Genomic DNA, 21,449 nt, shown 5'->3' with positions numbered 1-21,449 from the left:
CGGCGTTGCGCAAAGGGTTGCATACAACGAGTATGCGCCCCTTTGCGCGCCTTGCAGGACGGGCGTCTCGACGCCCCAAAACAGGAAGTTATTCTTTCGCGGGCCCTTAGGCCGCGATAATGCGGAGTGCCGCGACTCGACGAGACTAGACGGAAAGGGCGCCTCGCGGCCTATGGGCCGCTCCTACACCGGGCGGGGCGCGATCCCGTCGAGGCCGTGCTGACGGTAGATCGAGGCGGTCTCCGGCGAGGCGAGAAAACGGGCCAACCGCCCGCCCCAGGTGCCACCGTCGCCGACCACCGCGGTGTGTACCTCGCCGGAGAACGCCTCCGCGCCGGGCAGCCCGACCCACTCGAAGAGCGAGGGGAAGATGCGGCAGTAGCGCAAGGCCAAGTGGTAGTAGACCACCGCCGCGTCGGCCCGCCCGTCGGCCACCGCCTGGGGCGCCTCGCGATGGTGGATGCGCTCGCCGAACACCACCTTGCCCGCCTCCTTGCCCAGCGACGGCAACGTCACCCCCTCACGCGCGGCCAGCGCCCGCAGCGTCTCCTCGTAGCCGCCGTAGCTCACCGCCTCGGACTCCGGGTTGGAGAGGAAGAGCTTGACCTCCTCCCGCGCCAGATCGGCCACCCCGCCGATCCCCTTCGGGTTGCCCCGGCGCACCAGCAGCACCGCGCCGCGGTGGCGGGCGAGCGGCGTGGTGTCGGCGATCCACCCCTCCTCCGCCAGCTGCCCCAACACGTGAGGCGGACTGATCACCAGATGGGGCGCGAGGGCGAGTTGGAAGTTGCCGAAACGCAGCGTGCCGCGGCGCACCCACTGGAGCAGCGGGCCGGGGGGCGTGGTGGTGTAGAAGATCCCGCCAAGGCCGGGGTGCTGCTCGCGGAAGAGGCGCAACGCATCGCGCAGCGCCATATGGTGATTACCGTCGGAGAAGACCACCAGCTCTGCGGCGAGGGGGTCGCCGTGCAGGTCGAGCATGCGGTTGGAGCCGGCGTGCTCCCAACGGGGGACCTCGCCGTCTGTGGAAATCGTCTCCTCCGGCCACTGCAACATGGGGGCATCCTCCCTGCTCTCGGTTGATGATCTGAAAAGCTTAGACCGAGTCAGGGAAAGAACGATCCCGGCGGGAGATCGAAAAACCCGTGTTGCCTACCACATCAGATCATCGGGGATCTGGTACTCGGCATAGGGATCGTCTTCGTCAGGGGTATCGGCGCGCCCCTCGTTGAGCACCACCACGTAGGCGGCATCGCGCTCGCGGATCTTCTCCGCCACCCCCTTCGGCACCACCTCGTAGCCCTCGTCGAGGCGCACGATCGCCAGCTGCCCGCGGGCGATAGCATCGGCGACCTCCTTGGTGACGTGGATCCGCTTCACCTTGGTGCCGTCGGTGAAGTTGTAGGCCTCGCCGTCGTGCCCCTCCGCCTTCGGCCGGCGGTTGGCCTCGATCATCTGGCGGATCTGGGCGACCACCGCCCGCTCCCGCTTCTCCGCCTCCCGTTGGCGGTTCAGCTCGCGATCGCGCTCCGCCTTCTCCCGTGCTCCCTGCTCGGCGGCGCTCCTCGCCTCCTCCTCGACGCCGCCGCCCTCGCCCTTCTTACGCTTGCCCTTCTGCTCGTGGCGAACCTTCTTCGCCTTGCCCTTGCTCACCAGCCCCGCCTTCAGCAGCTGATCGCTCAGTGAATTACCCATGACCTGGAATCCTGTACTCGTAAAAGCCGTAGAAGTTCGAAGCTCTTTCGCGCCGCCGACTGAATCGGCTCCGGCAGCGTCTCGAATGCAGCCCAGAAGCGGCGGGTCGCCCGATGCATCAGAGCCCCTTCAAGCTGCCCTTCGCCTTCGCATCGGCGGCCTCATCCAACAGGAAGTCCAGCTTCCCCGATTGCCCGTCTGCCTCGATGTCTCGATCCCACTCTTCCCAATCCCGCTGGTTGATCCATTTTGCCAAGCGGACAAAGTCCTCATGGGGCAGTGCCTCAATTGCGGACTGAATCTGTTCGATCCTGCTCATGACGTCCCTCCGGGGACGAAAACTGGAAATTACATCGAATCCGATTGTAAGACTGTCCCCCCAATTTGGCGACGACCCGGTCAGGCGGGAGGATCCAAAAAGGGCCGAGCGTCATCACCGACACTCGGCCCCCCGCATTCGAATCCCTCTTCTCCGCGAACTCCGCGTCTCTGCGTTCTCCGCGTTGATCATCCCAAGCGCGGAAGAACGCCGGCGCCCGGACTCAGTCCTTCATCACCCCTTCGATGAACTTCTTCACCCCGTCGAGCCACGACGAGGCCTGCGGGGTGTGGGTGGCACCACCCTCGCCCATCGAGCCGTCGAACTCGCGCAGCAGCTCCTTCTGGCGGTCGGTAAGATTCACCGGGGTCTCCACCACCACCCGGCAGAGCAGATCGCCGACCACCCCGCCGCGCACCGGCCGCACCCCCTTGCCGCGCAGCCGGAACAGCTTGCCGGTCTGGGTCTCGGCGGGGATCTTCAGGCTCACCTTGCCATCGAGGGTCGGCACCTCCAGCTCGCCGCCGAGCGCGGCGGCGACGAAGGAGATCGGCACCTCGCAGAAGAGGTGGTTGTCCTCGCGGGTGAAGATCGGGTGCTCGCGCACCACGATGTGGACGTAAAGGTCCCCCGCCGGTCCGCCTTGGTCGCCCGCCTCTCCCTCGCCGGTGAGGCGGATGCGGTCGCCGTTGTCGACTCCCGCCGGCACCTTCACCGAGAGGGTCTTGTACTCTTCGATGCGGCCGCGGCCGTGGCAACTGCCGCAGGGCTCCTTGATCACCTTGCCGGTGCCGCGGCAGGTGGGACAGGTCTGCTGGATCGAGAAGAAGCCCTGCTGCATCCGCACCTGACCGTGGCCGCCGCAGGTGGTGCAGGTGGTGGGGTTGGTGCCGGGCTTGGCGCCGCTGCCGTGGCAGGTGTTGCACGACACCAGGGTGGGGATGCGGATCTTGGCGGTGGTGCCGTGGACCGCCTCCTCCAGGGAGAGTTCCAGGTTGTAGCGCAGATCGGCGCCGCGGTTGACGCTGGCACGCCCGCCACCGCCGCGGCGGCCGCCGCCGAAGATGTCGCCGAACACCTCGCCGAAGATGTCGCCGAAGTCCGCCGCGCCACCGAAGCCACCGGCGCCCGGTCCGCCGCCACCCATGCTGGGATCGACCCCGGCGTGGCCGAACTGGTCGTAGGCGGCCCGCTTACGGGCGTCGGAGAGCACTTCATAGGCCTCCTTCGCCTCCTTGAACTTGCCTTCCGCCTCATGATCGTCGGGGTTGCGGTCGGGATGGAACTTCATCGCCAACCGCCGGTAGGCCTTCTTCAGCTCGGCCTCGGAGGCGTTCTTGTCGACTCCGAGGACTTCGTAGAAATCGCGTTTGGACATTTTATTTAAGGCGCCAGGCTTCAGGTGTCAGGCTTCAGGTGATCCGGGGCTGCGCTCGCCAGCGGTCTATACCGTTGACGTCCGACTCCGAAACAACTCCATAAACGGGACAGGCTTCGCAAGCGAAGCCATTTATATTCTTCGGTCAATGCCAAGTAACCGCCAGCGAGCGCATCAACCCCTGTAGGAGCGGCCCCCAGGCCGCGATCCGTGCGGAGTGAGGCCTTTCATCTTGGCTGGCGGCAGGTACGGAAACAGCGCCATCGCGGCCTGGGGGCCGCTCCTACAGGCAGACATTTCACCGCATGTGCGATATTCGGGTGCGACTCCGGCACCGAGCCCTGCTCCGGGGCAGGTACGAAGTCCCCTGCCCGGAGCCTGACGTCCGGCGTCCGAAACCTTACTTGTCGTCCTTGACCTCTTCGAACTCGGCGTCGACCACATCATCCCCGCCGGGGGCTGCACCCGCACCCGCACCGGCGCCACCGCCCGGCTGGGCGCCGGCACCGCCCTCGGCCTCGCCACCCTTCTGGGCGTAGAGGCGCTCGGCGAGCTTGCCGGAGAGTTCGGTCAGCGCCTTGGTCTTCTCCTCGATCGTCTCCTTGTTGTCTCCCTTCATCGCCTCGCGCAGGCCATTGATGGCGCTGTCGATGTCGGACTTCTCCTCGGCGCTCACCTGCTCGCCAAGCTCCTTCATCGACTTCTCGGTGGCGTGGATCATGTTGTCGGCCTGATTGCGGGCGTCAACCAGCTCGCGCGCCTTCTTGTCCTCGGCGGCGTGGGCCTCGGCGTCCTTCACCATGCGGTCGATCTCGTCGTCGGAGAGACCGCTGGAGGCCTTGATCACGATCGACTGTTCCTTGCCGGTGGCCTTGTCCTTGGCGGAGACGTTGAGGATGCCGTTGGCGTCGATGTCGAAGGTCACCTCGATCTGCGGCACGCCGCGCGGCGCCGGCGGGATGTCGGAGAGGTCGAAGCGGCCCAGCGACTTGTTGCCGGAGGCCATCTCGCGCTCGCCCTGGAGGACGTGGACGGTCACCGCGGTCTGGTTGTCCTCGGCGGTGGAGAAGACCTGGTTGGCCTTGGTCGGGATGGTGGTGTTCTTGTCGATCAGCTTGGTCATCACCCCGCCGAGGGTCTCGATGCCGAGCGACAGGGGGGTGACGTCGAGGAGCAGCACGTCCTTGACGTCGCCGCCGAGCACGCCGCCCTGGATCGCCGCACCGATCGCCACCGCCTCGTCGGGGTTGACGTCCTTGCGCGGCTCCTTGCCGAAGAAGCCCTTCACCGTCTCCTGCACCTTGGGCATGCGGGTCTGGCCACCGACCAGGATCACATCGTCGATCTCGGAGGCGGCGAGCCCCGCATCCTTCAGCGCGATGCGGCAGGGATCGACGGTACGCTCGACCAGATCCTCCACCAGCGACTCCAGCTTGGCGCGGGTCATCTTGATGTTGAGGTGCTTCGGCCCGCTGGCGTCGGCGGTGATGTAGGGCAGGTTGACCTCGGTCTGGCTGGAGGAGGAGAGCTCGATCTTCGCCTTCTCGGCGGCCTCCTTCAGGCGCTGCAGGGCGAGCGGGTCGTTGTGCAGGTCGATCCCCTGCTCCTTTTTGAACTGGTCGGCCAGATAATCGATGATCCGCAGGTCGAAGTCCTCGCCGCCGAGGAAGGTGTCGCCGTTGGTCGAGAGCACCTCGAACTGGTGCTCACCGTCGACCTCGGCAATCTCGATGATCGAGATGTCGAAAGTGCCGCCACCCAGGTCGTAGACCGCGATCTTGATGTCACCGCGCTTCTTGTCCATGCCATAGGCCAGGGCCGCCGCGGTGGGCTCGTTGATGATCCGCTTCACCTCCAGGCCGGCAATGCGTCCGGCGTCCTTGGTCGCCTGGCGCTGGGAGTCGTTGAAGTAGGCCGGCACGGTGATCACCGCTTCATTGACCGCCTCGCCCAGGTAGTCCTCGGCGGTCTTCTTCATCTTCTGCAGCACGCGCGCGGAGATTTCGGGGGCGGCCATCTTCTTGCCGTGGGCCTCGACCCAGGCGTCACCGTTGTCCGCCTCGACGATCTTGTAGGGGACCATCTTGATGTCGCGCTGCACCACCTCGTCCTTGAAGCGGCGGCCGATCAGGCGCTTGATGGCGTAGAGGGTGTTGTTGGGGTTGGTCACCGCCTGACGCTTGGCCGGCTGGCCCACCAGCACTTCACCGTCTTCGTTGAAGGCGATGATCGAAGGGGTCGTGCGGTCACCCTCACTGTTCTCGATGACGCGGGCGCTCCCGCCCTCCATCACCGCGACGCAGGAGTTGGTGGTACCGAGGTCGATGCCGATGATCTTGGCCATGTTCCGTGCTCTCCGTTGAAAATCTTGAGTGATCCGCCCTGTGCGCGGGCGGAAGCGTGAATTCGTTGATAAACGTTAGATAGGTATGGAATTGCCGATTTCAAGCCTGGACGTCGATGGAGGGGGACTCCTCCGGCTTGGTCCCGGCCTTGGCCACCACCACCATCGCCGGGCGGATCAGCCGCTCGTTGAGCTGGTAGCCCTTCTGCACCACGTGGAGCACGGTATTGGGCTCGGCCTCGGCCGACTCCATCATGCTCATCGCCTCATGCAGTTGGGGATCGAACTTCTCCCCCTTGGGGTCCACCTGGACGATGCCGAACTTTTCCATGGCACCGGAGAGCATCTTCAGGGTCAGCTCCATCCCCTCGCGGATCTTCTCCACGTCGCCCTCGGAGTTCTCCGCGGCGGCCAGCCCCATCTCCAGGCTGTCGCGCACCGGCAGCAGTTCACCGGCGAACTTCTCCAGGGCGAACTTGTGGGCGTTCTCCAGGTCGCGGCTGCTGCGCTTGCGCAGGTTGTCCAACTCGGCGTTGATGCGCAGCACCTGATTCCAGTGGTCGTCGGCCTTGGCGCGCGCGTCCTCCAGCATCAGCACCACTTCGTCGTAGCTCGGCTGCCCTTCGCCGGTCCCTTCTGCGGCAGCCTCCTCGACGACACCCTCCACCTCGACCGATGGCTCGTTCATCTTCTCCTCATCACTCATCTCGCTCTCCACGGCGCTGGATAGTTCATTGAAAAACACAGAGAAAACCCGACGAAGGGGTGCTTCGAACGGGTAGTGGTACGGAATATGGGGTTTCATTTGGGGGTTTCAAGGGGCAATGGCTTCAGACTTGAAGTGCTTTTGAGAACCGCGCCGAGGCTGAGACATGGGCGCGTGCACTGGAAAGCGAGATGGACCGGGGGGTGTCTGTCTCCCGCTCCGAGGCGGAGCAGACGACGCTTGGCGAAGCGCTGAAGCGCTATTTGCGCGAGGTGACCCCCGCCAAGAAGGGAGCCGATCAGGGGAAGAGAAAGATCCGCCTGTGGCAAAACCGCAAGCTGGCGCTGCGCCCGCTGGCATCCATCCGCGGCGCCGACCTCGCGGAGTTCCGCGACCAGCGGCTCGCCGACGGGAGGAGCCCCTACACCGTCAATCATGACCTCAACCTCATCTCCCATCTCTTGCCCATGCCGCCGATGGCGATGAAGCGGAGCATCGGGTTGCGGTGGACCTCGCTACCCGGCTTGGCCACCCAGTCGGTGAGCAGGGAGAGTTCCTGCTCGCGCCCCACCAGGCGGCGCGACCGCATCAGTACGTAGGGGTGGGCGATGTAGGGCTCGGGAGCGGTGGGGATGGGGCTGGCCGTCGGGCGGTAGTCGGAGGCGGCGGAATCCCTTTATCCGTACTCGTGCAGGGCGTGAATGATCTGGCCGCGCAGGTCCTTTTCGTCGGTGAAGAATTCGCCGACCCGCTCGCTTCCGACGCGTTTTTTGACGGCCTCCAGCTTGGTAGCGCCCTCCCCTTTCTCCACCAGCTTGGACGGCCATGGATGATTCTCGTCCATGAAAAAGAGCAGGCGCGGAATGCCCCGCGCCTTGGCCCGTTCATACTCCAGCTCGGTGATGGAGGCGTGCGACATCGTTCCCTGTTCCCGTCCTGACTAAACCCCGTCCATTGTGCGGGATTTGCAAACGACAATTCCATCCACTCCGGCATCGATGTGGGAGCAGCCCTAAAGCCGCGATTGCCTACAGGGATGTAGGCACTTCGCGTGAGCAGAATGCGGAAGCCGACGCCGTTTGCGCCGCCTACCGCTCTCCGGGCCGAAACGTCTCACTCCGTACCATCGCGGCCTGGGGGCCGCTCCTACAGGGAGGGCGTCCAGGCGACGAAAAACAAGGCGGCACCTTCCGGCACCGCCTTTTTCCCGATTCGCGAACGAGGGGTTCCCGCCGCCGATCACTCGGCGCACAGGGGATAGCTCCCCGACTTGCACTTCATCAAGGCCTTCTCCCGGTCGCCCATCAGCACGCCCTGCCAGTTGGACTTGTCCAGCTCGATGGTCATGTAGCCGAACTCCTTGAGCCCCTGGACGGTGGCCTTGTGACCGTCGATCGCCAGCTCCTTGGTGCTCTTCGGATGCAGCGAGGCGAGCTTGACGCCGCCGTTGCCGAGGATCAACTGCTGGGCGTGGGACTTGGATTTGAAGCCGACCGCCTGGAAGCGGTGCATGTGCCCCGACAGCACCAGGTCCAGCCCCTCGCTCAGGCCGGTCGCATGGTCGGCGGCGAGCAGGGTCCGGGTGATGTGGCAGTACTTGTCGGTGGGATTCGCGCCGCAGGCGCCGACGTCGTCGCGCTTGACGATGCCCCAGACCGGCCGGTGGATCACCAGCCAGGTCTGCTTCGCCTTGGGGGCGTTGCTTTGCAACTGTTTGGTGAGGGCGAACTGGTTGACGTAGTCATCCGCATTCAGCAGGCCGGAGTCGCAGGCGTTGGCGGCGTCGACCACCAGCAGGTTGAGCGGATCGAAGTGGACCAGGAAGGGCTGCGCCGAGAGCGTCGGCGTCGGGTTGTCGGCGGAGGGGCAGCTGAGCTGGGCGGCGTATTTGCCGAGCAGCGGGCTGTTGGCGTCGAGCAGGTAGAACCAGCCGTTGCCGGCGCGGCTGCACAGCTCGTGGTTGCCGCGGGCGAAGACGAAGGGGGCGGCCGACATCAGCGATTGGGCGGCGTCGAACAGGTTGCTCTTCCAGGCGCTCCAGCTATCCGAGAAATTGCTGCCAGGGGTGTTCATGCCGTAGTAGCCGCCGGGGATGCGGCACATGCCCTGGGTGGTGTTGTCGCCGGCATCATAGACCTGGACGGTCTGGCCGTTGACCTGGATGGTGCCGGGGGTGCCGCTGTAGTTGTAGTCCCCCATGTGCAGGACCAGGTCGGGCGCCTCCTTCGCCGCCTGCGCGGCCAGTTCGGGGAACACCCAGCCCCCCTCCCCGTCGCTGATCTGGCTCGATTTGTAGCCCGTGTCGCCGACGACCACGATCTTCTCCGGCGCGCTCTTCAGCGCCGGCAGGGTGAGGGTGCTGCCGGGGATGGCGGTGGCGGTAGTGGCGCTGTAGATCCCCTCGCAGACGGTGATCGGGAAGTGCGCGGGGTCCGGGTTGGTGCGGGTCCGCATCGTCGCCACGGTGGGGACGGACGGGCACGGCTGGTCGACGCCGTCGATGACGATGCGGGCGAGGCTGACCGTATCGCCGGTGTCGATGTTCTGGGTATACAGCACGTAGGCGGCGGCGATGTCGCCGGTCGATTGCGCCTGTGCGCAGGGGGTGGTTAGAACGAAGAGGGAGAGCAGGCCGAGCAAGGCGGTGTTTCTCTTGACGGTCATGATTCGATTCATCCTTTTTGGGTGGTTGGCTCGTGGCGGTCCGTTTGAATGCGCCGTCTATTGTGCGGGATTCATCCGCGATTATTCCATCCCGCGTAGGTTCGGGAACACAGGATTCCAGAGCGTTCACAACTCCCCTACTTCCCGCGCCTCCCCTTCCTGGCGCGGTGCGGAGGCCGCGGTGAGGAGGGCATCGAGGTAGGGGGCCATCGCCTGTACGGTGGGGCGTTCGAAGAGGGCGGAGAGGGGGACCTCGACCCGCCAGCGGGTGTGGATGCGGGAGACCACCCGGGTGGTGGAGAGGGAGTGGCCGCCGAGGGCGAAGAAGTCGTCGGTGACGCCGACGCGGTCGTGGCCCAGCACCTCGGCCCAGATGGCGGCCAGCGCCGCTTCGGTGGGGGTGTGGGGCGCCACGTAGTGGTGGCTCGCCGCGGCGCCGCGGCGGCGCAGGGCGCGGCGGTCGGGCTTGCCGGCGGGGGTGCGCGGCAGGCGCTCCAGCACCGTGAAGCGCGCCGGCAGGAAGGCGTCGGGGAGACGCTCCGCCAAGTCGCGGCGCAGGCGCTCGGCGAGGGTACGGCGCAGGTGGCCGCGCCACGGGGTGTTGGCCAGCTCTACGTCGGTTGCGGTGGGGCGCAACTCGGAAAAGTCGACGGGTGCCGGGGCCCCGGCAAGGGCGAAGGCGCCCTCTCCGTCGCCACCGAGCCATGACGTCTCGCCCCGCTCGGCCGCCACGTCGGGATCGATGCCGCGCTCGGGCAGGGCCGCGAAGAAGCGGCGCAGGTCGCCCACCGTGGCCGCCCCCTCGGGCGGGGCGGCGAGCCAGCGGCGCAGGGTCGCCGCCCGGCTCAGGCGGCGGTTGGGAAGCGCTCTCCAGGCACGGCCCTCCGCCGCCGCGGGCAGCTCCGCGGCGGTTTGCGGGGGAGACTCGGACCAGCTGACCGCGGCCAGCGCCGGGGCCGGCCCCACGTGCAGCAGGACGTCGTAGCGGTAGCGCGCCATCTCGGTCTCGCCGCCCGCCCGCGGCATCACTTGCAGGTGGCCCACCCGCGGCAGGCGGGCGGCGAGTTCGGCGAAGAAGGCGGGGTGCAGCACCAGCTCCTCCTCCTGCTCGATCCCCTCTTCCACCGCCTGGCGCCACGCCTCCACCTTGGTCCCCTCCGGCAGCCGCAGGAGCGCCGCCTCGGCGTGGAACAGGTCGAGCAGCGGCAGGCTGCGCACGTCGCCGACGTAGACGTGGCCGCCGTCGGCGACCGCCTGCACCGCCCCCTCCAGCACCGCGGCGAGATAGTCGGCGTCGCTGAAGTACTGCACCACCGAGTTGAGCACCACCAGATCCACCGAGCGCGCCTCGATGCCGGCGAAGTCGTGGGCGTCGCGCCGCTCCAGGGTGACGTGGGCGAGACGCGGGTCGGCGTCGCGCCGGCGCTCGACGCCGGCCAGCGCGGCGGGGGCGAAATCGGTGGCGTGGTAGCGCTCCGCCGACGGCGCCAGCGCCTGCACCAGCAAGCCGCTGCCACAGCCGATCTCCAATACCCGGCGCGGCGCCAGGACGGCAAGGCGCGCCACGCTGCCGCGCACCCAGGCGCGCATCTCGTCGGCGGGGATGGCGGCGCCGGTGAGGCTGCTGCTCCAGCCGCGCAGGTCCCAGTCGGGGTCGGCCCGGTCGGCCACCGCCCCCTGGTAGACGTTCTCGTAGAGGCGGCGCCAGTCATCGAGGAAGGCGTCCCGCGGCCCCCGCTCACGGGTGAGGGCGGCGGCGGGCTCGACGAAAGCACTCAACGCGGCCTCGCCGCCCGTCTCCTCCAGCAGCACGGCGGCGGCCCCGACCAGCGGGCTGGCGGCGATCGCCGCCTCCACCTCGCCCAGCTCGATACGCACCCCGCGCACCTTCACCTGATGGTCGCGGCGGCCGAGGAACGCCAGGCGGCCGTCGCCGCGCAGCCGGACCCGGTCGCCGCTGCGGTAGACCCGCCCGTCCGGGTCGAGCGGGGTCTCCAGGAAGACCGCGGCGGTCCGCTCCGGGCGGCCGTGATAACCGGGCATGACCCGCGGCCCACCGAGGCACAGCTCGCCGACCGCGCCGCGCGGCGCGGGGTGGCCGTGGGGATCGAGCACATAGGCGCGGATGCCGGGCAGCGGGCGGCCGATGTCGGGGGCGCTGTCGTCCTCCTCGCGGGGGGCGAGAACGCCGGCGGTGTCGCAGACGGTGCATTCGGTGGGGCCGTAGGCATTGATCAGGCGGAACGGCAGCCCTCGCGGGGGGCGCCCCGGCAGCCGGTCGCCGCCGGTCACCAGCAGGCGCGGCGCCCCCTCGCGGGGCCACGCCAGTTCGAGCAGCGGGGGGAACAGCGGGGTGGGCACGAAGCCCACCTCGATCCGCTGCGCCAGCAGCCAGTCACGCAGCGTGGCGGGATCGGCGGTGCTCTCCGCGGGCACCACCGCGACCCCGGCGCCCGCGCAGAGCGCCGGCCACAGCTCCAGCAGGCTGGCGTCGAAGGCGGGGTTGGCCAGCAGCGAGGCGCGTACCCCCGGCGCCAGCCCGACGTACTCACCCCACTGCGCACAGAGGCCGGCCAGCGCGCCGTGGCGGATCGGCACCCCCTTGGGTCGGCCCGTGGAGCCGGAGGTGTAGAACATGTAGGCGATGGAGTCGGGGTCGATCCGCCCGCCCGCGGGGGCCGCCACCGCCTCGCTGTCGTCGCCTAGCCCGCATTTCTCACCAACTTCCGTAGCGAGGGCGTCGAGACCCCGCTGTGACGGGGCGCGCGGACTGGAGGGCGACGAAGGCATGGCCGACCCCATGTTGAGGAGCCCGGAGGGAGCACGCCCCGTCACAGCGGGAGGATCGGCGTCCGCAGTAGGAAGTTGGTGAGAAATGCGGGCTTGCACCACCTGCGGTATCTCCGGTGGCAACGCCCCCTCCTCCCCGGCCACCACCACCGCCACCGGCGCGGCGTCGGCGAGGATCTCGCGGTTGCGCGCCGGGGCACCGCCGTGGTCGAGGGGCACGAAGGCGGCCCCGCTCTTCATCACCGCCAGTTGGGCGATCACCATCCCCGCCGAACGGGGCAGGTGGAGCGCCACGAAGCGCCCCGGCGCGGCGCCGAGGGCCCGCAGGCGCGCCGCCAGCGCCTCGGCGGCGGCATCAAGGGCGGCGTAGTCGAACCGCACCGGCCCCTCCTCCACCGCGATGGCGTCGGGCTGCGCCGCCGCCCGCGCCGCCACCCACTCCGCCACCGTGGGGTACTCGGGCGGAGGCCCGTCGCCGCTCGCCAGTGCCGCCAGCCGCTCGTCGCGCTCCTCGCCGGAGAGCATCTCCAGCTCGGCGACCCGCCGCCCCACTCCGCCGATCATGGACTCCAGCAGCCGCGCGAGGCGCGCCGCCAGCGCGGCGACCGACGCCTCATCGTGAACGGCACGGTCGAACTGCAAACGCAGGTGCATGCGCTCGCCGGGGCTGGAGTAGACCACCAGCGGGAAGGTGGTGCGCTCGAAGAATTGCAGCGCCTCGATGGCGAAGCCGCAGAAGCCCACCGCCAGGCTCTCGTCGCGCGGGTAGTTCTCGTAGGCGACCACACTGTCGAACAGCGCCTCGCCCGGCGCCAGCCCGGCCCAGCGCTGGATCTCCGCCAGACCGGCGAAGCCCCACGCCTCCTGCGCCGCATGGCGCCGGGAGAGCTCGGTGAGGAGTTCACCGAGGCACCGCTCCGCCGGCACCGCCACGCGCATCGGCAGGGTGCCCATGAGCATCCCCACCATCCCCTCGATGCCGGCGACCTCCGGCGTGCGCCCCGAGCTGCCGTAGCCGAAACAGACCGCCTCCGCGCCGGTGTGGCGCGCCAGCAGGATCGCCCACGCCGCCTGGAGCACCACGTTCATGGTCACCCGCGCCTCGCGGGCCAGGGCGTGAAGGGCGGCGGTGGTCTCCGCCGGGAGGGTGGCCGCGACCTCGCCCGGCGGGGCGTCCGGAGCCGTAGGGCTCGAAGCGGTGGTCGGCAGTCGCGCCGGCACGGGGCCGGGGACATCGGTCTCGTCCAACACCCCGCGCCAGAAGGCCTCGGCAGCGGCGCGATCGCGCCCCTGCAGCCAGGCGATGTAGTTGCGGTATAGCGGCGCCTCGGCGAGCCGGTCGGGGCGGCCGGCGGCGAGGGCGGCATAGAGGGCGTTCACCTCCTTCAGCACCAGGGCGAAGGACCAGCCGTCCATCAGGGCATGGTGGAAGCTCCACACGAAGTGGAAGCGCTGGTCCGCGAGCCGGAAAAGGGCGCAGCGCATCAGCGGCGCCTGCTCCAGGCGGAACCCCTTGCGCCGGTCCTCGGCGAGGTAGCGCTCCAGCCGCGCCGCCGCCTCCCCCTCGTCGAGCCCGCCCCACTCCAGCGTGAGCCACGGCAGGGGGGCTTCGCGGCGCACCACCTGGAGGGCATCGTCGATCCCCTTCCACAGGAAGGCGGTGCGCAGCGCGGGGTGGCGCGCCACCACCCGCTGCCAGGCACCGCGGAAGGCCGCCTCGTCGAGCGCCCCGCGGAGGGTATAGCAGAACTGCTCGAAATAGGTCCCGCCCCCCGTCGCCTGCACCGCGTGGTAGAGCAGGCCGTACTGGCTGGGGGTGAGGGGGTAGATGTCCTCGACGTTCTTCACAGAATGCCTCGCGGGGGTAGATGGGGAAGCCGACGGTGTCCGCTCGATCCCCGGCAGGGTAGCGGAGGCGACATCGTAGAGGTAAGCGGGGATCCGAACTCGTAGCGGCTGTGGCCACCGCTTGTGCTCCTCGATCACCCTAAGCATAATCCCGCGCTCGCCGCGCAATAAGCTTGGTTTGGATGCCGCGCCTACGAAGGGGTCTGAACCACGGCCTACTCGAACACGACGAAGCCACGCCCTTTCAAGACGAAGATGCCCACCGAGAGAGACACCATGATTCGACTGCTCATCGCCGACGACCACGCCATCGTCCGCGAGGGCCTGAAACAGTTGTTCGCCCTCACCTCCGACATCACCGTGGTCGCCGAGGCGATGAACGGCGGCGAGGTGCTGGAGCGGCTGCGCGGCGGCGGCATCGATGTGATCCTGCTCGACATGGCGATGCCCGGGATCAGCGGCATCGACCTGATCCGGCGCATCCACAACCACGACGGCGCCCCGCCGATCCTGGTGCTGACCATGCACAACGAACCGCAGATCGCCCGCCGCGCGATCAAGTCCGGGGTGGTCGGCTACGTCACCAAGGACAGCGAGCCGGAGGTGCTGCTCGCCGCCATCCGCCGGGTCGCCGCCGGCGGGCGCTCGATCGACCCCGCGCTGGCCGAGGCGATGCTCTTCGAGAGCAACGCCGCCAGCGAGCAACCACCCCACGAGCAGCTCTCCGACCGTGAGCTGCAGATCCTCCAGCTGCTCGCCAAGGGGCTCAGCGTCAACGAGGTGGCCGACGCCCTCGCCATCAGCAACAAGACCGTCAGCACCCACAAGGCGCGCCTGATGGAGAAGATGGCCTTCCACAGCAACGCCGAAATGGTGCGCTACGCGGTCACCGCCGGCCTCGTGGAGTAGCCTGCCGCCCGCCCGCCGGACTTTCGCATCGTAGGGATTTCCCTACACCCTCCAACCCTTCCCCTACCCTCATTTCAGCCTGCCCTGATTGGCGGGAGAAGTGGCCGTGGCATCCTATGCACCACGCACCACAGCCCCGAGGGCACTACCACCATGGGAATCTCTCCACCAATCGACTGGCTGGGGGGAAGAGCGAGGATCGCCCCCCCAACCCGCCCACCGACGCCCCGCACCTCTCCCGCGAGGTGACACGCCGATGATCCGCCTGATGATCGCCGACGACCACGCCATCGTCCGCGAGGGGCTGCGCCGGCTGTTCGCGACCCGCGACAACCTCGCGGTGGTCGCCGAGGCGGCCAGCGCCCCCGAGGTGCTGGCGTGCCTGAGCGAGACCATCCCCGACCTGCTGCTGCTCGACCTGTCGATGCCCGGCACCCTCGGCACCGAGCTGATCACGCGGGTCCACGCCGCCCGCCCGCGGCTGCCGATCCTGGTCCTCACCATGCACGACGAGGCGCAGACCGCCCGCCGCGCGCTGAACGCCGGCGCCGCCGGCTACCTGACCAAGGACAACGACCCGGAGACCCTGCTCGAGGCCATCCACAAGGTGGCCCTCGGCCAGCGCTACATCGACCCGAAGCTGGCCGAGGCGATCGTCTTCGCCGCGGTCACCGGCCCCACCGCCCCCCACGAGCGGCTCAACCAGGGGGAGCAGTTCATCCTTCGCCGACTGCTCGAAGGGGCCGGCGTCGCCGCCATCGCCGGCGAGCTGGCGATCACCCCGCGCACCGCCAGCACCCGCAAGACCCGCATGATGGATAAGCTGGGGGTGGCCAGCAACGCCGAACTGGTGCGCTACGCGCTCGAGTGGGGACTGCTGCAATAGCCCTCCGTCGATCCGAAAAATCGGGATGGACGCCCGTAGGATGGGCAAAGCGTTGGCGTGCCCATCAAAACGAAACTGCCGATACCAAGTTCACCGCCTTCGTTTGATGGGCACGTCGCTGTGCTCCTTTGCCCATCCTACGGTAGCGGGATAAGAGTGTAACGCTCGGCCGGTAAGGAAATTCCTACAGGATGAAGGGGACATGCGCCGGCAAATTCAGTCTTTCCCGATAGTGTCCCGCCCCCGCGCGGAGCTACCCTGCAAGTTGCCCGCCGCTCCGGCCGGAACGCCGACCGGGGCGTCGCGGGCGCGACACTGAACCAGAGGTCACCGCACCATGAACAACGCCGGCGAATCCGCCGCCCCGCGCCACACCCTGCTGCTGGTCGACGACTCCCCGGTCAACCTCGAGTTGGTGGTGGAGAGCCTCGAGCTGGAGGGCCACGAGGTGTTGGTCGCCCTCGACGGCATGGAAGCGCTGGAGCGCGCCGCGCGGGTGGTGCCCGACCTGATCCTGCTCGACGTGATGATGCCGGGGATCGACGGCTTCGAGGTGTGTCGCCGGCTCAAGGCGGACCCCGTCACCGGCGAGATCCCGGTGATCTTCATGACCTCGCTGAGCGCCATGCAGAACGAGGTCGAGGGCTTCGCCGCCGGCGGCGTCGACTACCTCACCAAGCCGCTGCACGTCGACGAGGTACGGGCGCGGGTCAACGCCCACCTGCGGCTGCGCACCCTGCACCGGCAGCTGGAGGAGAAGAACCGCGCCTTGCTGCGCAGCGAAGAGGAGTACCGCACCCTCACCGAGAACTCCGACGACGTCATCGTCCGCTACGACCGCGACTGCCGCCGCCTCTACCTCAACCCGGCGTGGGAGCGGATCAACGGGGTGGCGCGTGACGCGGTCCTGGGCAAGGCGCCCGGCGAGCGGGCGGGCCGCATCGCCGCCACCAGCGCCCCCTTCGAGGCGATGTTGCGGCGGGTGATCGCCGACGGCCGGGGAGAGGAGTACGAACTCTCCTGGCACGACGAAGAGGGGGAGCCGGTCTACTTCGACCTGCGCGCCATCCCCGAATTCGGCGCCGACGGCATGGTGACCAGCGTCCTCACCGTCGCCCGCGACGTCACCGCCCACCGCCGCGCCGAGGCCGCCCTGCGGCGCAATCACCAGCGGCTGGAGGAGACCGAGGAGCAGCTGCGTCAACTCGCCACCCGCCGCGAGGAGCTGCGCGAGGCCGAGCGCAAGCGCATCGCCTGGCAGATGCACGAAGAGCTGGGGCAGTACCTCACCACCATCCGCCTCGGTCTCGGCACCCTGCGCGCCAGCTTCGCCGACCACGCCCCCGGACTCGACGGCGAGGCCCGCGCACTGACCCAACTGCTCGATCACACCCTGCGCATCGTCCGCGAGGTGGCCGCCGAGCTGCGCCCGCCGGTTCTCGACCACGGTCTGCCACACGCCCTCGAATGGCTTGCCGACGACTTCTGCCGCCGCACCGGCCTCCCCTGCCGCTGGCAGCAGGAGGGAGCGGCCCGGCCGCTGGACGAAGGGCGCACCCTGACCCTGTTCCGCTTCGCCGAAGAGGCGCTGGAAAACGTCGCCCGCCATGCCGCCGCCAACCGGGCGGACCTCCTCATCGAATGGAACGACGACCACTGCCGACTGACCGTGCGTGACGACGGCCGCGGGTTCGACCTCCGCTCCACCGCCCGCAAGCCGCTGGGATTGATGGCCATCGAGGCGCGGCTGGCCGTCTTCGACGGGATCCTGAGCAACGCCTCCCTCCCCGGAGGCGGCACCACCATCACCGCCCGGCTGCCGCTCGCCGCCGCGGCGCCGGGGGCGTGACCCGTGCGCCCCGCGACGCCACCGGCGTACCGGCACCCGGACGACGGCGAAGGACGGTTTCGCTCCCTGGCGGAGGTGGCCCGCGGCTACCGCACCAAGGCGATGGAGGAGTGGCTGACCCGAACCCTCGACGAGGCCTCCGAATGAACGACCGCTGCCCCACCCGATGCGCCTTCCGACCGATACCGGGCGCCCCCCGGATGCAGCGAGGAGATGTTCCGCGCGCTGGTGGAGAACTCCCCCGACGTGGTCGTCCGCTACGACCCGCAGGGGCGCCGCCTCTACGCCAACGCCGCCTGGCGCCGCCTCGGCGGCGCCGCCCGCGACGAGAGCCTGGGCCACACGGTCCTCGACCAGCCGTTGATGGCCGAGCCGGAGGCCTACCACCGCGCCCTCCTCCGCGCCGCCGCGGGCACCCCCGCCGAGCTGCGGGTGGAGGTCGACAGCCCGACCGTCGGACACCGCGTCTTCGACGTCCGCGTCCTGCCGGAACACGGCGACGACGGCCGCCCGGCCAGCGTGCTGGTGATCGGCCGCGACATCAGAGAGCGCAAACGGGCGGAACAGGCGCTCAAACAGCGGGAGCGCGAGTTCCGCACCCTCGCCGAACACCTCCCGGAGCCGATCATCCGCTACGCCCTGGCCCACCCCGACGACCGGCCGCGCATCGAGGCGGCCATCGCCGAGTCCGCACGCACCCTGAAGCCGTTCCATATCGAAGCGCGGATCTGCCGTCCGGACGGCACGGAGCGCTGAATCGACATGCGCTCGGTGCCTCGGCGCCCGGGCGACGGCGCCACCCTGTGGTACGGCATCATGCTCGACGCCGCCGAGCGCAAGGCCGCCACCCCGAACAGAGAGAGAAACAGGCGACAATTGAGCCGCATGGGATCTTCCTGTTTATGATTGGGGTGGGATGCGCCGATCCTTCCGGGACCGCAAAGCCGCGGCCCGGGAGGAGGCGGGAAGACGGTGAAATTTCAGAAATCATCCTTGCCCGATCCCCTGAGCCGATTCCCCGCCCTCCAGCGCCCGCACGATTGCCGCGTAGTCGAACCGCTCGACGAGCGCGGCCAGCGAGCGCGCCAACGCCGGATCGCTCTCAGCAACCCTACCCACCGCCGCCTCGACGCCCTCGCAATCGAGAAGCTTCGCAGCCTCCCGCAGCTCTCTGCGCAATGGTACCGCCAATCCGGCGAGCATGGCGGGGGTCAATATCGCCGCAGGCGCCGTTTCCTCCTCTTCCCGGTAGCGGTATTCGAGCCCCAGCTGACGCGCCAGGCAGGCGTAGATCTCCGCGGCGCGGTAGGGTTTGCGCACCAGCTCGTCGATCCCCGCCGCCGCCAGCTTCGGCTGCTGCTCCTTGAACACCGAGGCGGTCACCGCGACGATCTTCACCCGCTCGCCGCCGGGCAGCGCGCGGATCCGCCGGCTCGCCTCCACCCCGTCCATCACCGGCATCCGCCAATCCATCCAGATCAGGTCGGGCCGCCACTCGCGGAATTGGCGCACGCACTGTTCGCCATCCTCGGTCTGCCGGCTCTCCAGGCCGATCGCCTCCATCAGCCGGGCGAGCAGCAGGCGGTTCTCCCGCTGGTCCTCGGCGATCAGGATGCGGTAGGCGGGCTGGCCGGGGGCGAGGCCGATCACCTCGCCGGGAAGCGGCTGGGCCAGGGCATCGACCTCGCCCTCCTCCGCGCACTCCAACGGCAGGTCGACGCGGAACCGCGAACCCTCGCCGGGATGGCTCTCGACGGCGATCCCGCCCCCCATCAGCTCGACGAACTGGCGGGTGATCGCCAGCCCCAGTCCTGAGCCCCCCACCGCCGCCCCGTCGGCCAACTGGACGAAGGGCTGGAACAACTGCTCAAGGCTCGCGGCATCGATCCCCGGGCCACTGTCCTCGACCTCGATCAGCAGGTGGTGCCGGGTGTTGTCCTTGACCCCGAGGCGCACCGTCACCCCGCCCCGCTCGGTGAACTTCACCGCATTGCCCACCAGGTTGATCAGGATCTGGCGCAGCCGCGCCTCGTCGCCCTTGATGTAGCGCGGAAAGGCCGAGGATTGGTCCAGCCGCAGCCACAGCCCCTTCTGCCCGGCACGCACCTGCATCATCTCGACCACGTCGCGAACCAGCACACCGAGGTCGAAGGGGGCCTCCTCCAGCTGCAGCTTGCCGGACTCGATCTTGGCGATCTCCAGCACGTCGTTGATCAGGGTCAGCAGGTGCTCGCCACTGCGATTGATGATCTCGAGACTCCGCTGCTGGCCCGCGCTCAGCGCACGCTCGCGGCGCAGCAGGCCGGAGAAGCCGAGGATGGCGTTGAGCGGGGTGCGCAGTTCATGGCTCATATTGGCCAGAAACAGGCTCTTCGCACGGTTCGCCGCCTCCGCCGCGTCGCGCGCCAGACGCAGTTCGGCGGTGCGTTGCTCCACCGTCTTTTCGAGTTCGTCCTTGTAGCGCAGCAGCATCTCCCGGGCCTGCTGGCGCTCGGTGACGTCCTCGGAGATCCCCAGCAGGTAGCGGGGCCGCCCCTCCCGGTCGCGCAAGGCCAGTTTCCGGGTATGGAGGATACGCTGGCCGTGGGCCGTCTCGATGGGCTCTTCCGGGATCTCCACCAGCGCCCCGCCGCGCAGTACCTCGCGGTCCTTGGCGATGAAGTAGTCGGCCTGTTCCTTGGGGAAGAAGTCGTAGTCGCAGCGCCCCAGCAACTCCTCTCGACCACGTCCGAGCAGCGCCTCGCCGGCGCGGTTGAAACGGACGAAGCTGAGGTCCGAGGCGCGCTTGAGGAAGACCATCACCGGGAGGTTGTCGACGATATCGTCGAGCAGGTTGCGGCTCTCGCGCAGCGAGCGGTTGAGCATCAACAGGCGGATGCCGAACAGCAGCAGCAGCGCGAACGCCGCGGCGGTGACCAACACCTTGTCGTGGTGCTGCGCGTAGAAACTCACCGGGCGGTGGATCACCGTCGAGCCGGGGGGAAACGGTCGCCCTTCCAGGCCGAAGCGAAGCAGTTGGTCGTAATCGAAGCGGTAGCGGTTGGCGCTCTCCCACTCGATCGGGATGGCATCGGCCGCCTCGCCGTCGAGGATGCGCAGCACCTGCCGCGCGGCGATCTCGCCGTGGGCCTCGCCCGAGGTGAGCTTGCCGCCGACGATGCCGTAGCCGAACATGTAGTCCCACACCGAAAAGAGCGGCTGGCGGCTGGCCGCGCTGATCGCCCGAACGGCGGTCGCGCTGTCGATGGTCGCGCCGCGGTCGTCGACCGGGCGGTTGAGCAGGAACACCACCGTATCCGGCCCGGCGCGCCGCACCCGCGCCTCGATGTGCGAGAGCACCGGGTCGTCGAACAGCTCGATCTCGGCGGGCGAGGCGCGCTCCGCGTTGGCCTTGCGCAGGCTGGCGTAGTTGCCGCGGAAGGTGGGCGAGCGCTCGCCGAGCACCAGCACCCGCCGTCCCGGCAGCCACTGCTCCATCAACTCGAGGGTCTCCTTGAACGCCGCCTCCTCGGCCACCCCGGTGAGGTTGTGGTAGCGGGCGCGGATATCGGGATCGAGGCCGTTGATCCCGCAGAACACCACCGCCACCCCCGGTGCGAACTTCGGCCGCTCGTCGAGGATGAAATCCAGCGCGTTGTTGTCGGTGACCGCGATCACCGCCGGCGGATGGCCCCTGAATTTGGCGACCAGGGTGCGCAACAGGAGCCCGCGCATCGCCTCCTTGCGGTCGCGGTGGCGCAGCGAATCGAGGTACTCGACGTGCAGGTCGATTACCCGCCCGTCGGCGCGCAGGGCATCGGCGAAACCGCGGTTCTGGGCGTCGGTCCACGGCATCCCGGCATGGTAGGAGTGGATCAGCAACACGACGGGCGGGTGTTCGGCGACGGCGGCAAACGCCGGGGTCGTCAGCACGGCGAGCAACAGGAGCAACCATTTGGGGCTCGCGAAAAAACAACTTCCCGTTTTGGAACGCCGATCCGCTCCGCCCGGCGGCGTTGCGCAAAGGGTTGCATACGACAAGCATGCGCCCCTTTGCGCGCCTTGCCGGACGGGCGTCTCGA

The 21,449-nt window shown here is 68.7% G+C and carries 16 protein-coding genes; 6 read left to right on the top strand and 10 right to left on the bottom strand.

Features of this window, described 5'->3' with window-relative positions:
- Positions 1-183: 183 nt before the first annotated feature.
- The 6 genes from ACYQ2W_RS12925 to grpE form a co-directional block, all read right to left on the bottom strand.
- Complete coding sequence (locus ACYQ2W_RS12925; protein ID WP_459867564.1) at positions 184-1,056, bottom strand: molybdate ABC transporter substrate-binding protein; 873 nt, start codon at positions 1,054-1,056, stop codon at positions 184-186.
- Positions 1,057-1,152: 96 nt separating this feature from the next.
- On the bottom strand, positions 1,153-1,695 hold the full coding sequence (locus ACYQ2W_RS12920) for a DUF2058 domain-containing protein (protein WP_459867561.1): 543 nt from the start codon (positions 1,693-1,695) through the stop codon (positions 1,153-1,155).
- Positions 1,696-1,813: 118 nt separating this feature from the next.
- Positions 1,814-2,014: a hypothetical protein gene (locus tag ACYQ2W_RS12915; RefSeq protein ID WP_459867558.1), complete on the bottom strand. Its 201-nt coding sequence runs from the start codon at positions 2,012-2,014 to the stop codon at positions 1,814-1,816.
- Between the two features lie 223 nt (positions 2,015-2,237).
- A complete protein-coding gene (dnaJ, locus tag ACYQ2W_RS12910; RefSeq protein ID WP_459867555.1) occupies positions 2,238-3,392 on the bottom strand; it encodes a molecular chaperone DnaJ in 1,155 nt (384 codons plus the stop codon).
- A gap of 400 nt (positions 3,393-3,792) precedes the next feature.
- Positions 3,793-5,736, bottom strand: coding sequence for a molecular chaperone DnaK (gene dnaK / locus ACYQ2W_RS12905; protein WP_459867552.1), 1,944 nt, complete (start codon positions 5,734-5,736; stop codon positions 3,793-3,795).
- Between the two features lie 100 nt (positions 5,737-5,836).
- Positions 5,837-6,442 (bottom strand): nucleotide exchange factor GrpE, encoded by a 606-nt coding sequence (gene grpE, locus ACYQ2W_RS12900; RefSeq protein ID WP_459867549.1) that lies wholly within the window; start codon positions 6,440-6,442, stop codon positions 5,837-5,839.
- Positions 6,443-6,645: 203 nt separating this feature from the next.
- On the opposite strand from grpE, the gene ACYQ2W_RS12895 reads away from it, so the two are divergent.
- Positions 6,646-7,041: a hypothetical protein gene (locus ACYQ2W_RS12895; protein ID WP_459867546.1), complete on the top strand. Its 396-nt coding sequence runs from the start codon at positions 6,646-6,648 to the stop codon at positions 7,039-7,041.
- 77 nt (positions 7,042-7,118) lie between these two features.
- On the opposite strand, the gene ACYQ2W_RS12890 is transcribed toward ACYQ2W_RS12895, so the two are convergent.
- The 3 genes from ACYQ2W_RS12890 to ACYQ2W_RS12880 form a co-directional block, all read right to left on the bottom strand.
- On the bottom strand, positions 7,119-7,361 hold the full coding sequence (locus tag ACYQ2W_RS12890) for a DUF4062 domain-containing protein (RefSeq protein ID WP_459867543.1): 243 nt from the start codon (positions 7,359-7,361) through the stop codon (positions 7,119-7,121).
- A gap of 320 nt (positions 7,362-7,681) precedes the next feature.
- The gene (locus ACYQ2W_RS12885; protein ID WP_459867540.1) at positions 7,682-9,106 is read right to left on the bottom strand and encodes a metallophosphoesterase; all 1,425 of its coding nucleotides are present in this window, start codon (positions 9,104-9,106) and stop codon (positions 7,682-7,684) included.
- Positions 9,107-9,232: 126 nt separating this feature from the next.
- A complete protein-coding gene (locus tag ACYQ2W_RS12880) occupies positions 9,233-13,744 on the bottom strand; it encodes a class I SAM-dependent methyltransferase (protein ID WP_459867537.1) in 4,512 nt (1,503 codons plus the stop codon).
- A 276-nt stretch (positions 13,745-14,020) separates the two neighbouring features.
- On the opposite strand from ACYQ2W_RS12880, the gene ACYQ2W_RS12875 reads away from it, so the two are divergent.
- The 5 genes from ACYQ2W_RS12875 (at position 14,021) to ACYQ2W_RS12855 (ending at position 18,144) form a co-directional block, all read left to right on the top strand.
- Positions 14,021-14,653, top strand: coding sequence for a response regulator (locus tag ACYQ2W_RS12875; RefSeq protein WP_459867534.1), 633 nt, complete (start codon positions 14,021-14,023; stop codon positions 14,651-14,653).
- A gap of 256 nt (positions 14,654-14,909) precedes the next feature.
- Entirely contained in the window at positions 14,910-15,539 is a 630-nt protein-coding gene (locus tag ACYQ2W_RS12870; protein WP_459867531.1) for a response regulator, read from the top strand.
- 337 nt (positions 15,540-15,876) lie between these two features.
- A complete protein-coding gene (locus ACYQ2W_RS12865) occupies positions 15,877-17,388 on the top strand; it encodes a hybrid sensor histidine kinase/response regulator (protein ID WP_459867529.1) in 1,512 nt (503 codons plus the stop codon).
- A 3-nt stretch (positions 17,389-17,391) separates the two neighbouring features.
- Positions 17,392-17,535, top strand: coding sequence for a hypothetical protein (locus tag ACYQ2W_RS12860; RefSeq protein WP_459867527.1), 144 nt, complete (start codon positions 17,392-17,394; stop codon positions 17,533-17,535).
- Positions 17,536-17,601: 66 nt separating this feature from the next.
- A complete protein-coding gene (locus ACYQ2W_RS12855) occupies positions 17,602-18,144 on the top strand; it encodes a PAS domain-containing protein (RefSeq protein WP_459867524.1) in 543 nt (180 codons plus the stop codon).
- A gap of 231 nt (positions 18,145-18,375) precedes the next feature.
- On the opposite strand, the gene ACYQ2W_RS12850 is transcribed toward ACYQ2W_RS12855, so the two are convergent.
- Complete coding sequence (locus ACYQ2W_RS12850; RefSeq protein WP_459867521.1) at positions 18,376-21,318, bottom strand: ATP-binding protein; 2,943 nt, start codon at positions 21,316-21,318, stop codon at positions 18,376-18,378.
- Positions 21,319-21,449: the final 131 nt, after the last annotated feature.

The sequence above is a fragment of the Endothiovibrio diazotrophicus genome (assembly GCF_054657215.1).
This window is presented reverse-complemented; position numbering and strand designations above follow the sequence as displayed.

Bases quoted from the DNA above. Each gene is read 5' to 3' on its own strand.
- ACYQ2W_RS12890 (WP_459867543.1), bottom strand. From the start codon at position 7,361: ATGTCGCACGCCTCCATCACCGAGCTGGAGTATGAACGGGCCAAGGCG.
- grpE (WP_459867549.1), bottom strand. From the start codon at position 6,442: ATGAGTGATGAGGAGAAGATGAACGAGCCATCGGTCGAGGTGGAGGGT.
- ACYQ2W_RS12855 (WP_459867524.1), top strand. From the start codon at position 17,602: ATGTTCCGCGCGCTGGTGGAGAACTCCCCCGACGTGGTCGTCCGCTAC.
- ACYQ2W_RS12885 (WP_459867540.1), bottom strand. From the start codon at position 9,106: ATGACCGTCAAGAGAAACACCGCCTTGCTCGGCCTGCTCTCCCTCTTC.
- ACYQ2W_RS12920 (WP_459867561.1), bottom strand. From the start codon at position 1,695: ATGGGTAATTCACTGAGCGATCAGCTGCTGAAGGCGGGGCTGGTGAGC.
- ACYQ2W_RS12865 (WP_459867529.1), top strand. From the start codon at position 15,877: ATGAACAACGCCGGCGAATCCGCCGCCCCGCGCCACACCCTGCTGCTG.
- ACYQ2W_RS12915 (WP_459867558.1), bottom strand. From the start codon at position 2,014: ATGAGCAGGATCGAACAGATTCAGTCCGCAATTGAGGCACTGCCCCAT.
- dnaK (WP_459867552.1), bottom strand. From the start codon at position 5,736: ATGGCCAAGATCATCGGCATCGACCTCGGTACCACCAACTCCTGCGTC.
- ACYQ2W_RS12870 (WP_459867531.1), top strand. From the start codon at position 14,910: ATGATCCGCCTGATGATCGCCGACGACCACGCCATCGTCCGCGAGGGG.
- ACYQ2W_RS12925 (WP_459867564.1), bottom strand. From the start codon at position 1,056: ATGTTGCAGTGGCCGGAGGAGACGATTTCCACAGACGGCGAGGTCCCC.
- ACYQ2W_RS12875 (WP_459867534.1), top strand. From the start codon at position 14,021: ATGATTCGACTGCTCATCGCCGACGACCACGCCATCGTCCGCGAGGGC.
- dnaJ (WP_459867555.1), bottom strand. From the start codon at position 3,392: ATGTCCAAACGCGATTTCTACGAAGTCCTCGGAGTCGACAAGAACGCC.